Source organism: Endozoicomonas sp. (assembly GCF_051008435.1).
Lineage (GTDB): Bacteria > Pseudomonadota > Gammaproteobacteria > Pseudomonadales > Endozoicomonadaceae > Endozoicomonas_A.
Window position 1 is genome coordinate 1 of sequence record NZ_JBPCXO010000217.1, and the last position, 12,020, is coordinate 12,020.

General features: G+C 48.0%; 10 protein-coding genes. 4 read left to right on the forward strand and 6 right to left on the reverse strand.

Features of this window, described 5'->3' with window-relative positions; genetic code table 11:
• Positions 1-425: 425 nt before the first annotated feature.
• The 3 genes from ACR2PX_RS11110 to ACR2PX_RS11120 form a co-directional block, all read right to left on the reverse strand.
• Entirely contained in the window at positions 426-4,103 is a 3,678-nt protein-coding gene (locus ACR2PX_RS11110) for an SbcC/MukB-like Walker B domain-containing protein (RefSeq protein WP_433999427.1), read from the reverse strand.
• Positions 4,100-5,344 carry an exonuclease subunit SbcD gene (gene sbcD / locus ACR2PX_RS11115; protein ID WP_433999428.1) on the reverse strand — a complete coding sequence of 415 codons (1,245 nt, stop codon included), beginning with the start codon at positions 5,342-5,344 and terminating at the stop codon, positions 4,100-4,102. Before sbcD ends, ACR2PX_RS11110 begins: the two co-directional genes overlap by 4 nt.
• A gap of 61 nt (positions 5,345-5,405) precedes the next feature.
• On the reverse strand, positions 5,406-6,236 hold the full coding sequence (locus tag ACR2PX_RS11120) for a cupin domain-containing protein (protein WP_433999429.1): 831 nt from the start codon (positions 6,234-6,236) through the stop codon (positions 5,406-5,408).
• Positions 6,237-6,408: 172 nt separating this feature from the next.
• On the opposite strand from ACR2PX_RS11120, the gene trxA reads away from it, so the two are divergent.
• Positions 6,409-6,747 carry a thioredoxin gene (gene trxA / locus ACR2PX_RS11125; protein WP_433999430.1) on the forward strand — a complete coding sequence of 113 codons (339 nt, stop codon included), beginning with the start codon at positions 6,409-6,411 and terminating at the stop codon, positions 6,745-6,747.
• Between the two features lie 140 nt (positions 6,748-6,887).
• Here the strand turns inward: trxA and ACR2PX_RS11130 are convergent, their stop codons facing one another.
• Positions 6,888-7,367: a CreA family protein gene (locus ACR2PX_RS11130; RefSeq protein ID WP_433999431.1), complete on the reverse strand. Its 480-nt coding sequence runs from the start codon at positions 7,365-7,367 to the stop codon at positions 6,888-6,890.
• Positions 7,368-7,576: 209 nt separating this feature from the next.
• Here ACR2PX_RS11130 and nagB point away from each other — a divergent pair, with 209 nt between their 5' ends.
• From nagB to ACR2PX_RS11145, 3 genes are all read left to right on the forward strand, one after another.
• Positions 7,577-8,377, forward strand: coding sequence for a glucosamine-6-phosphate deaminase (gene nagB, locus ACR2PX_RS11135; protein ID WP_433999432.1), 801 nt, complete (start codon positions 7,577-7,579; stop codon positions 8,375-8,377).
• 101 nt (positions 8,378-8,478) lie between these two features.
• Positions 8,479-9,396 (forward strand): SDR family oxidoreductase, encoded by a 918-nt coding sequence (locus ACR2PX_RS11140; RefSeq protein ID WP_433999433.1) that lies wholly within the window; start codon positions 8,479-8,481, stop codon positions 9,394-9,396.
• A 98-nt stretch (positions 9,397-9,494) separates the two neighbouring features.
• Positions 9,495-11,069: a hypothetical protein gene (locus tag ACR2PX_RS11145; protein ID WP_433999434.1), complete on the forward strand. Its 1,575-nt coding sequence runs from the start codon at positions 9,495-9,497 to the stop codon at positions 11,067-11,069.
• A 1-nt stretch (position 11,070) separates the two neighbouring features.
• On the opposite strand, the gene ACR2PX_RS11150 is transcribed toward ACR2PX_RS11145, so the two are convergent.
• Positions 11,071-11,694 (reverse strand): hypothetical protein, encoded by a 624-nt coding sequence (locus ACR2PX_RS11150; RefSeq protein WP_433999435.1) that lies wholly within the window; start codon positions 11,692-11,694, stop codon positions 11,071-11,073.
• A 30-nt stretch (positions 11,695-11,724) separates the two neighbouring features.
• On the reverse strand, positions 11,725-12,020 hold a 296-nt coding region (locus tag ACR2PX_RS11155; protein ID WP_433999436.1), incomplete at its 5' end, for a transposase.

Here is a 12,020-nt window from a genome sequence, read left to right on the forward strand (position 1 = left end):
CGAAGCCTTCAATGGTGTCATCAAGCGGATAATATACAAGGCATGTGGTTACAATGATCTTGATTATCTCTATCTAAAAATCAGGCAGGAGGCCCAAAAATGATCAGCCAACCTGTAAAAGGGCCCAAAAAGGGTGGGAATACCCAAAGGTTTATTTTTAGAAAATAGATTTAAAAAGCGATTTATTTTTTTCACTGATCAACATATTCACTGCTGAAAGGTTAATCAATAAAAAAGCTGAAGATGATTAAATATTCAAGTTTGTTTGAGAATAAAGGTATTTAAATAAAGAGCATAAGTTCAGATTGTTAGTCATTAATTCATGGGGAAATAGGCTAAGGAAAGTGTGAGTAAGCCCTGTGTATTCTCAGTAGGAGGCGAAGCCTTCAGCTTTTATGTTTTTAAAACTGAAAGCTTCTTGGCTGCTATAGCGCTACAGCATAGTGTTTGTCCAGTTTGCTGTACCCCAGCCCAACTTCCTTCATTACTTCTATGCGGGTTGGAATACGCTCTTTCAGAGATTCCACATGGGAGATGACGCCCACCATTTTGCCACTGGCATTCAGACTGTCCAAAGCGTTCAAAGCCATCTCCAGTGTTTCCTGATCCAGCGTGCCAAAACCTTCGTCCAAAAACAGAGAGTCAATGCTGGTCTTGTGGCTGACCAAATCAGAGAGTGCCAATGCCAGAGCCAGACTGACCAGAAAGCTTTCACCTCCTGAAAGGGTCTTGATATCTCTGGCCGTATCACCCTGCCAGGTATCAATGACTTCCATGCTGAGGGCTTCACCTGCTTTTCGATGCAGCTGGTAGCGACCATGCAGTCTTTGTAACTGCTGGTTAGCCAGGTAAATCAGATGGTCGAGGGTCAGTCCCTGGGCAAACTTACGGAATTTGTCGCCTTTGGCAGAGCCAATCAGACTGTTGAGGTGCTCCCAGACGGAAAATTGCTGTCTTTGCTGACTGATTTCATCCACCCAGTCAGACAGCTGCTGACGTCTTTTCTGATCTTCGGTCAGTGCTTGACGGATTTCACCCAACCGCTGATTGTTCAGACTCAGCTCAGCTTCCTGTTGTTTCAGACCGGTTAAGATCGCTTCAGAATCCTGCTCAGTCAGGGCTTCTTTCAATAGTTTTTCAAGGGCCGTTTCTGCCAGTTTGAAACGCTCGGTGCTGCTTGCAATGGCCTGATCCAGAGAGTGTTTTAATGCTTCCAGCTCCGCGCGTTGTTCAGGTGAAAGAAGTGCCTGCTCAAACTGTTCGCTGGAATCAAAAGGGCTTTCTGACAGAGTGAGCTGCCAGTGAGCTTCTTGCTCTTCCAGTTCAGACTGCTGGGTCTTTTGATGAATGAGGTGTTGCTGGATGGAGCCGGATAACTCGCTGACCGCTCGCAGCGCAGTCTGAACGTCTGACTCTGCATTGTGAACATTCTGTTCAACGGTCACTATGGCCTGTTCGATTCTGATCCGTTCTTCGGCAACCTTCAGCTCGCCAAACAGAGTGAATCTCATGTCCTTGCGTTCTGCCTGTTCTCTGCTGATCTGTTCACATTGTCGGGTCAGCTGATTCGCCTGTTGTCGCGACTGCAACAGATGCTGTTCAAGGAGTTGTATCTCATGACCGAGGCTTTGAAGAGCCTGTTGTTGCTCTGTGCTTTGTTGGTGGTACGCAGTCCAGCGATCTTTTCGCTCAACCTGACTGGTGAGCCAGCTGTCCTGACTTTCAAGGGTGGGTAAGGCTGCTTTCAGTGAGCACTGCAGTGAGGATTGTAGAGTGGTTTCCAGTTGTCCCAGCTCCTGCTCTTGGTGGGTGATCTGCTGGGTTAATGTTTTGACCTGTTCTGCAGCCTGATTGAGCTGCTGCTGTAACAACGCAAGTTGCGACTGGTTCTGGTCAAACTGCTGTTGCTCCTGTGTTGCTGTCTTCTGGGCACTTTGCAGCTGCTGGGTGATGGTATCCAGCTGTTTGACTTGTTCTTTAACTGCCGCCAGTTGTTCCCCGGTGTTGATTAGCCAGGCTCGAGCCGATTCAGTATCAGAGATATTGAGTTGAATCTGCAGTGACTGACAAAGTTTCTGCCATTCTTCCTGTGTCGATGCCTGCTGATTTTGTAATTCCAGCAGGCGCTTTTCTGAAGTGGAACAAAGCGTTTTCAGTTCTGTTTCCAGCTGCTTTTTCCGGGTTCCCTGCTGCTCCAGTTCTGCCACGAGCTGCTTCTTTTCAGCCAGACGGTGCACGGTTGAATCGACGTCTATCTGCTGATAATTCTGTACGGCAGGATGCGCTTTTGAACCACAGAGTGGGCAGGCTTCACCTTCTTTCAGGTTATTACGATGTTCACTCAGACTGGCAATCCTCTGCTCCTGCAGTAGCAGAGTTTCCAGGTCTTTCTGGTGCAGGACTTCTTTTCTGTAAAGGTCTCTTTGTTGACCCAATTCTGTCTGAACAGTGCTCAGCTGCCTGCTGTTTTCATCCAGCGTCGTTTTCTCGGTTGAGAGGTGGGTCACGGTTTCAAGATGCTGCTTAACCAGGGTTTTGAGCTGCTGGCACAGAGGAACTTTGTCCTGCAGGTATCGTTGTTGCTCCCTGATTGAAGACTCTTCCTGCCCTTGAAGCCAATGCTCACGCTGAGTCTGCTGTTGTTGCAGCTGCTGGCTGGCCTGAGCTAATTTCCCCTGGCTGACTTTCTGCTGCTCAAGCAACTGCTGATGCTGGGTGTTGTCCTGTTCAATCTGTGTATTGCGCTCTTTCAGAGAATGCCTGATCTGATTGATCTGCTGAATCAACGATCTTCTTTGATCAAACTGTGAATGCCAGAGCGGCAGTTGTTCTGCCAGCTTTTCATGATGAGTATTGTGAGTCAGATAGTCAGAGGCTTGTTTGAGTGATTGCTGCAGTTGTTGACGATTTGTCAGCAGCTCTGAGCGTTGTTCTTCCTGGCCCTCAAGGATTGTCTGAATCTCTTTCTGCGATGCAGAGAGCTCGGCCTGGTTGCGTTCAGCTTCAGCTATTTGCAGATCCAGAGGAATGATCTGGTCCGCAATCAGTTTCTCGGTTTCTGCTTTTTGCTGTTTAACCTGACCCAGATTTTCCTGTGCCTTTCTGCTGGCCTGTTCTTTTTCAGCCAGTGCTTCCTTGAGCTTTTGCTCCTGTTCATGCAGTTCGTTAATCTGCTTGTGGCGGGCACTCGCAGCCGCTTTTAGAGTCGACAGCTGATCATAGAAAGGCTTTATTTCCAGTGCAGGTATCGATTCTTCCAGCTTTTTCAACGTTTCACGGCTGGCTTCCCTTTGCTCCAGATGTTGCTGGTGCAATTGCTGAGACGTTTGCTTTTCTTGCTCAAGCTCTGCTTTCTTTTCCAACCAGGTGTGTTGTTTGTTTAGATCATTAATCTGGCTCTGTATCTTGCTGGTGGATTCGGTCAGAGTGGTTTTTTCTTGGGCGAGCTGTTCCAGGACACTGTCTTCTAACAGCTCAACCCCTTCGGTTCGGGCCTGAAGTAGATTGAGTTTTTCTTGCTCTGTCCGGGCTCGCTCGAAGACCTGACGGGATATCTCTCCATAGATGTCAGTGCCTGTCAGTTCTTCCAGAAGTTCTGCCCGGTCATTGGCACTGGCCTGCAGAAAAGCGGCAAAACCGCCCTGAGCCAGCATCATGGATTTGGTGAAACGACCGAAATCCAGACCGGTAATATCACTGACTTTTTTCAGCTTGTCGTTGATGCGACTGGTAATGATGGAGCCATCCAGCTTTGCCAGCTCTACCTGTGGACTCTGCAACTTGCCGTCTGCTTTGCCTCTGGCTCGACGTTGTGACCAGAAGGAGCGATAACCCTGACCCTGAACTTCAAATTCCACTTCCGCCAGAGATTCTGCCGTATGGCGTGTCATCAGTTCATTATCGCTGGCCGAAATGGTGTTAAGGCGAGGTGTCTGGTGATACAGAGCCAGACAGATGGCGTCCAGCAGAGTGGTTTTTCCTGCACCTGTAGGACCGGTAATAGCAAAAAGACCATTGTTGCGGAAAGTGTCTTCGGTGAAATCAATTTTCCACTCACCTTTGAGCGAGTTGATGTTCTTCAGGCGTAAACTGAGGATTTTCAAACCATCAACTCCTTCTCATCTTTGAGCTCAGGCTTTTTGTCGTTTTCATCAGCCTCATCAAGATTAGAAAGGATTTCATTAAAAGCCTGGTTGAGTGTCGCCAGGCGTTGTTCATCCAGCTCTTCATCGTTCAGTCTTCGGGCAAATACTTCCGCCACGTCGAGTTCATCCAGCGTCTCCTTGCTTTCACTTTGCAAAGAAGTACTGTTAGTTTCACGTTTTCGACGCACTCTCAATACTTCCAGATGCCTGTCTTCAAGCATGTTTTGAATAGGCTTTTGAAGGTCAGTGAGGTAGTCGTCGGTGCTGACTTCCAGCTCCAGCCAGGTGGTTAGCGGAGAGTCGTCATCTATCTGTTTCAACGCCTGCTGAATGGTTTCCAGGTTGCCTTTGATACTCTTGAGCGAGCGAAATATGGGAACATCCAGCTCTGTGATTTGCGGGGGAGTTTCAGGTTCAAGATCAACCAGCAAGACTTGCTTGCCACGGGACGTTTCGTCAAAACTGAGTGGCAGCGGAGAACCTGAATAGCGGATATGATCCTGGTCTGAGACTTTCTGGGCTCGGTGCAGGTGCCCAAGGGCTATATAGTCTGCAGGAGGAAAAGCACTGGCAGGAAAAGCCGACAATGTACCAATATAAATTTCGCGTACTGATTCGGTCATTTGGCCGCCGACAGTGGTCAGATGTCCGGTCGCTACAGTTGGAAGCTTTTTGTCTGAAGCCAGCTCGAATACTTTTTGATAATGCTCAGCAATGGCGTTCTGCAGCGCCTGTTGTTTATCCGTGTCACTGTCTCCCGCCCGACTTTCCAGAACATCTCTGGGGCGGATAAAGGGTATGGCGCATACCACGGCTCCGGGGTCGCCCTGATGGTTTTTCAAAACCACTACCTGCTCTTCCAGAGCTTCTGTAACCCCTCCGACAACATGGGCATTCAGGCAGGCCAGCAGATCCCTGGATTCATTCAGAGTGGCTACTGAATCATGGTTACCGCCAACAATAATCAGTTGCTGACAGCGGGTTTTCTGCAGGTCGACAATAAAGCGGTTGTAGAGCGTTCGTGCATAGCTGGGAGGTGTTCCGGTATCAAAAACATCACCGGCAATAATCATCGCGTCTACAGAGTGTTCGTTAACGGCTTCCAGCAGCCAGCGGATAAATGCCTGGTGTTCAAGCTCACGGCTCTTGCCCATAAAATGCTGGCCGAGATGCCAGTCAGACGTGTGGAGGATGCGCATGCTTCGAAGACTAACCAGAAAGACAGGGGACTATACAGAATACCCTTCAGAGTCTGGACTGTCAGTGATCCATGAATTGTTTTTGCCACTCTTTGGGTGATATTCCCGTCCTGCTGCGAAAGATTCGAGCCAGTGTGGAGGTGTTTTCGTAACCGACTTCATTGGCGACCCATCCCACGCGCTTACCTTTCTTCAGATGTGTTTTGGCCACTTCAACCCGCCAGGTGGCAATATAATCGCCCGGTGTTTGGCCATTGACCTCCCTGAAGTGAGCTGCAAACCGAGAGCGGGCCATATTGGCCAGCTCTGCCAGTTCCACCAGATTCCAGTTTTTGGCCGGTTCTTTATGAATGGCTTCCATGGATCTGGCCAGTCGCGAGTCGGCCAGCCCTGCCATTAGACCCACGTCCACCTGATGATTATTGATGACCCAGCGAAGCAGTTGCACGATCAGGACTTCACAAAGGCGATCCATCACCAGCTGGCGCGCACATTTGCTGCCAAAGGCTTCTTCAAACAGCCATTCAACGGTTTCTTTGAATCTGTGGTCACGATTGACCGGAATGCTGATCATGGAAGGCAGGGAGCTGGCGAGAGGGTTGCTGGGGCCTGCGCCATAATGGACTTCGGCACAAACCACCTCCGTATTGGAATCTTTCTCTGCCCTGATGGTGTGAGGCACCGGTCTGGGATAAAAAATCAGGGTAGGCTCGTTGAAAATAACAGGGGCTTTCCCCGGTTCGTGAGCTTCCAGCTCTCCCTGCTTCAACAGGTGAATATGGCCCGTCTGACTCTTCTCATCTTCAAAGGAGCCCAGTCCACACAGCTGGCCGGTGTAAAACACTCCGGTGGAAAAGGAAAACTGGTTGAGAATCGATGTAAGTTTATCCATGAGACGAACTAATCCATAAAAGAGACGATTTGAGCCAGATCATCTCACAGCTTACTTATTATTACTCATGAAGGTATAGAAAAACTCATCACCAGCCTTGAGAGAAAGCGGTACTTTTCATGGCTGTACAGAGCATAAAAAGCACTTTTAGCCATTCAGGGAGATAGATTCAATGAGTGTTCATGAACTTACCGATCACAATCATTTTGAGCGTATCAACAATCATTCGGACTGGTTCCTGGTCGATTTCTGGGCAACCTGGTGCGGTCCCTGCAAAGTCATGAATCCGGTCATCGAGAAGATTGGTGACAGCTATGAAGGTCAGGTAGCGACCAGTAAAGCGAACGTTGATGAGCTTCAGGAGCTGGCTAAAAAATACGGTATCCGTGGCGTACCTACATTGATTTTGTTTCACAAGGGTCAGGCGGTTGATCAGCTGGTGGGGTCAAAACCGGAAAAGGCCGTGACCCAGTGGCTGGACAATCATATCGCCAAGGCTAAGAAATCCTGAGCCTTGGACTATTCGTCGAGTTTATTTATTTACCTTGCAGGAGATGTTTAACAGTACTGAGTGTTTATTTGTTGTGTCTTTTGCGGGACTTATTCCCCAAGCCGGTCCCGCAGCTTTTTTTCTTTCATGGTTCGTCCGAATTACCATTCGATGGGCGCTGCTTCCAGTTCCCCCCAGGCATCATTACCCCACAGTGGCACGGTTGACATAGAGTGCTTGTGGCTGCCTTCTACTTCTTTTGTTGAATAGCTGAGATAGATCAGTGTTTTGTTCTGAGCGTCCCAGATCCGGCGAATCTTCAGTGACTTGAACAGTATACTCTTGGACGACTTGAACACGATTTCTCCACTGGGACTCTTATCGATGGCCTTAATCATATCCAGGCTGATTGGACCGGTCTGGCGGCAGGAGATCCCCATATCGGAAGGATCAGCAAAGCTTAGGTCCGCTTTGACATGGCTGATATGGCAAGTGACGCCACTGATCAAAGGATCATTCACCTTCTCAATTTTGATGTCTTTGGTGGTAAACAGGCCGAGGCTGACATTGCCCACTTCGTTTTCATTGGAGCAGCCCGTCAAAAGCAGCATAGCGGTGATTATAGGCAGTAAAAGTTTCATGGCAGTACCTGTTCCAGTAGAAGAGTTCGAGTAAGAGGTTTCCTGATGTTCAGACTCCGGACATTAATAACAAAACATTGATCTGTGAGATAGGCCTGTTCATGGAAAGGTGGTAGTGTAACCGGTTACATTAAGCTGAAAAAAATGATGACAAACGCTCATCATCCGGCTAAACAGAATTCAGAAGGTCTACAAACGGGTGTTACATTATGCGCTTAATTCCTCTATCCGCTAAAGCCGACGTGGGCAAATGGGCTGCTAAACACATTGCCAGGCGGATCAACGAGTTCAAACCAACGGTTGATAAGCCCTTTGTGCTGGGACTGCCGACAGGCAGTACACCAATGGCTACCTATAAGAACCTGATTGAGATGAATTGTGCGGGTGAGGTTAGTTTTGAGCACGTAGTGACTTTTAACATGGATGAGTATGTGGGTATTCCTGCGGATCATTCAGAATCCTATCGTACCTTCATGTTCAAAAATTTCTTTGAACATATTGATATCTGTCACGAGAACATCAATCTGCTCAACGGTAATCCGGAAGACCTGGAAGCAGAATGTCAGCGCTATGAAGACAAGATCAAGTCTTACGGTGGTATTGAGCTGTTCATGGGCGGTGTAGGTCACGATGGGCACATTGCTTTCAATGAGCCGGGTTCGTCCCTGAGTTCCCGTACTCGTATCAAAACACTGACGGACAAAACCCGTCAGGCCAATTCCCGTTTCTTTAACAACGATATTAATCAGGTTCCCAAACTGTCCCTGACTATTGGTGTTGGTACTTTGATGGACGCTCGTGAAGTCATGATTCTGGTCACCGGTGCAGACAAGGCTTATGCCCTGCATGCTGCGGTAGAAGGGTCTGTGAATCACCTGTGGACGATTTCTGCCATGCAGATGCATCGCAAAGCCATGATCGTCTGTGATGAGGACGCAACCATGGAGCTGCGAGTGAAAACCCTGAAATACTTTACTGAACTGGAAGCTGAAAATATTCGCGGTTTGTGACTATCAGCTAGCCGTTTTTTAGCATACCTCGAATGAGCGTACTGCCCTTTTCCAGCTTCTGACAAGATGGTTAAACCATCAATTCAGAGGCTGGAGCCGCTATGTTGCTTGAAGAAACAACGTCTTTTAAAGGGAAGACGGTCTTCCTGTCGGGCGGCTCAAGAGGCATCGGACTGGCCATAGCTCAGCGTTTTGCCAGGGCGGGGGCCAATATTGCCATTTGTTCAAAAACGGCTGACCCTCACCCCAAATTACCCGGAACGATTCATGAAACCGCTGAACAGGTGAATGCACTGGGTGGCAAGGCGCTGCCTATTGTCATGGATGTCAGGGATGAGAATGCCGTAAAAGCCGCTGTAGAGAAAACAGTGGCGACTTTTGGTGGCATTGATATCTGTATCAATAATGCGGCTGCTTTCTGGATGGAACACTCCATGGCAACGGCCACGAAAAGACATGATCTGTTGTTTGATATCAATGAGCGCGGAACGTTTCTGGTCACTCAGGCCTGTTATCCCCATCTGAAGAAATCCGAAAACCCTCACATTCTCAATCTGGCTCCACCTTTGGATCTTAAACCTGTCTGGTTTAAATACACTTCACCTTATTCAGTCTCTAAGTTTGCGGTCAGCCTTTATTCTCTGGGGTGGGCTTCGGAATTCAAAGAAGACAAAATTGCCGTCAATACCTTATGGCCCAGAGTGGGAATTGATTCCCCGGCGGCTATTGTTCATGGCGGTGAATCTTTACGGTCAGAGTTCCGAAAGCCTGAAATCATGGCCGATGCGGCGTTTGCTATTGTCTCCAAATCCTCCGATGCATTTACCGGTAATTTCTGTATTGATGACACGCTGCTCTATGAAGAAGGGGGCAGAGACCTCGAGCAGTACAGCATGGTGCCTGGCAATGCTCTGGTGCCTGATTATTTTGTACCTGAAAGTATTCCTGTGCCTCCGGGTGTGAAATTGAGTAAGCCCAGACTCTACGATTTTTATGAGGATGATGAGTCATCGTCCTGAAAAGAACCCTATTGTCAGAATGACTGACAGGCTTGTTATGAACACAGAGCAGACAGAGGAAGTCAAAAGAGCAGATTAATGAGAAAAGGAGTTCTCCCTTGAGTTTTGGCTTTCCAACTTTAGACGATGTCACTCCCCTTATTCCGGACACTCCGGCGACTGTCTGTGCCGGTCAGGATGAAGGCCAGGCCTCAATGTCTGGTCGATCGGTTGCGAAGTCATCTGCGAAAGCTTTTGAAATAGGCAAAGCGGTTCTCAGTGAGCTGGATTTACAGCAACTGCAAAATAATAACCTGGCCTATAAGTCAGTCATTGACCTGACCAAACTGCCATTCAGCCAGCTTTTGATGCCCGAACACTATTTCCCCGATACCTTCTGTAGCCATCTTGGCCGCTATCTGGCCGCTAACCAGCACCGCAGCCGGAGTAATTTTTCGCGCCTGCATACCAATAAATTGCCTAAACAGACCATGGCTAAATCACCACAAGCGATGAAAGCCCTGGTCGCTCTGGAGTATTTGTCGGATATTCGACGGTTGGTGGGGCCTCTTGCGCAGCTGGGTAGCGAGTTCAGGGAGTTTTATCATCAGCAGACAGGGAGATCTTATCCTGAAACGGCTGTTGAAGACTTTTGTGAAATAGAAGAAAGGGGCTATACCGCAAGACAAACCTATCTGCTGAAAAATAAAGAGCATGTTAATTCACCCGCTTCTGTGGAGTATGCAAAGCAGCAATCACTTCGTATCCCAAAAAGAAAACCAGGTGCTGAGCATACGGATCTAAAAGGTTCAAAACATTTGCAGGCATTCCTGAGAGAAAAGTTGAGAGCGGTGGGGATTGAGGGACCTTTATGTGAACTTCTTGGCTTTGTGCCTTCCAAAGTGGCGAATCCAAGAGTCAGAGAGAGTGGCTTTATCGACAGTCACTGGTCACTCAACTTTCTGCATGGGAATGAGACGCACCTGATCCAGCTAGTCCTGTTGGTCGAGGCCGGTATTCTGGATAAGGATTCATTAGCCTATCTGATTGATCATGGATTATGGGGCTGGGTGCTGGACAGAATCTATGTGTCAGCCTGTGACGGCTACTCCATCATTGCTCCGGAACCAAAAGATAAACAGATGGTTCACACCCTGGAAGGTATGTCCGATGAACTGGATATTTCCCTGATTAACATGCAGGGAGCAGAAGCTGCTCTGTGTGCCAATGGCCCCAGTTTCATGCATCGTTTCTTCCTGGCGGGAGAGTTCTCACAGACAATAGAGTGTCTGTCTAAAGATCTGGATGAAGACGGAAGAGTTGAGTTGATTACCCGGGTTCTGGGGATGAAACCCAGTGATTCAGACGTGCATAACAAGTCACTTCTGAGAGATATCACAAGAAACCTGACAGCACTGGAGAGTTGTATTACCCATAAACAGCTGAAAAGCATGGATCACATAGCGAGCACGATGGGTCTTCATTCGTCCGATGAGCTGTTTAAGGATCTGAGTGATACCTATAGTTTTGTAGGGCGGGAGAAAGCAGAGCCCGTGATCAGGGAAAAAGCGAAAAGACACCTGTCAAAAGGCAGAAGAGTGCTGGGTATCAAGCCAGGCTCAACCAAAGCCAAAGTGTTGGATCTGCGTTCAGACTTAAGCAAATATCAGTCGTTTGTTGTCTATCGCGGCTGACTCAACGGGGATACACCATAAAAGCGGTGTACCTTTCCAGATTAGAGTGCTCATCCAGTCTTACTTTTTTTGTCTCCTGGCTATTAATGCCATACACTTTTTTGCCACTGGCAATGTCTCTTCTGGCTTCTTCTCTGACACATTTTTCTACTTGAGGGGTGCCGGTTGAAAACTGGCCATTCAGAGACTTATCTCGGGTGAGAACCGTCTCGGGTGGTTGGCACTGAAATTCAGAGATCTCTCCCAGTGTCTTCAGTTGATCGTTACGAATAATCCACTCAATGAGGGCCAGGTTATTTTCAACCTCCTTGAGTATTCGAATGTTCTCATCATCACTTTTTCCAGGAAGTTGTTGCAGAATATTCTGAATGAATAAGGCCCGCCCTGCTGGGGGAAGCTGGCTGTTTAGCTGCCTGATAGCCAGTGAAAACTCACTACCGAGCAGCCGGGTATGAAGGGCATCTGGAGAATTGCCCAGTAGGGCTCGTCTTAAGCCTATCAGTGAAAGTCGGGCGGGAGTTGTATCGGAGTGATCAAGGCCCAGATTATCCAGCATTTTCAGATCGTCTTCTTGCGGATCTTTCACTGTGAATGTGTCAAAAGACAAGAAACTGTTGAACTCCATGATCAGTGTCCAGAAATCGTGTTTTAGTACTTACGCATTGATGGCACCTGCTAATTTTGGTAGCAGGTGGTCTTTACTCTTTGCAAAACTCTCAATGAATTTACCAACCGTCTCTTTAAATAGCCCCCGTTGGTGCTGATAAATATTCGTAAACTCTTGCGCTATCTGCATTTTCTGAAGATAAACAAAACTCAATAGGCTGGCAAATATGTGATTTCTCACCGGTCGCTCACTGCGAACCTGAAAATGCTCGATATGGCAAACTTGTTTGATCGCTCTGTGATACTGCTCAATCTGCCAGTGCTGATCATGGATCTGAGTGAAGT

What these genes read in the sequence shown, in the direction of transcription:
- sbcD (WP_433999428.1), bottom strand. Translation starts at nt 5,344, where the DNA reads ATGCGCATCCTCCACACGTCTGACTGGCATCTCGGCCAGCATTTTATG.
- ACR2PX_RS11120 (WP_433999429.1), bottom strand. Translation starts at nt 6,236, where the DNA reads ATGGATAAACTTACATCGATTCTCAACCAGTTTTCCTTTTCCACCGGA.
- trxA (WP_433999430.1), top strand. Translation starts at nt 6,409, where the DNA reads ATGAGTGTTCATGAACTTACCGATCACAATCATTTTGAGCGTATCAAC.
- ACR2PX_RS11130 (WP_433999431.1), bottom strand. Translation starts at nt 7,367, where the DNA reads ATGAAACTTTTACTGCCTATAATCACCGCTATGCTGCTTTTGACGGGC.
- nagB (WP_433999432.1), top strand. Translation starts at nt 7,577, where the DNA reads ATGCGCTTAATTCCTCTATCCGCTAAAGCCGACGTGGGCAAATGGGCT.
- ACR2PX_RS11140 (WP_433999433.1), top strand. Translation starts at nt 8,479, where the DNA reads ATGTTGCTTGAAGAAACAACGTCTTTTAAAGGGAAGACGGTCTTCCTG.
- ACR2PX_RS11150 (WP_433999435.1), bottom strand. Translation starts at nt 11,694, where the DNA reads ATGGAGTTCAACAGTTTCTTGTCTTTTGACACATTCACAGTGAAAGAT.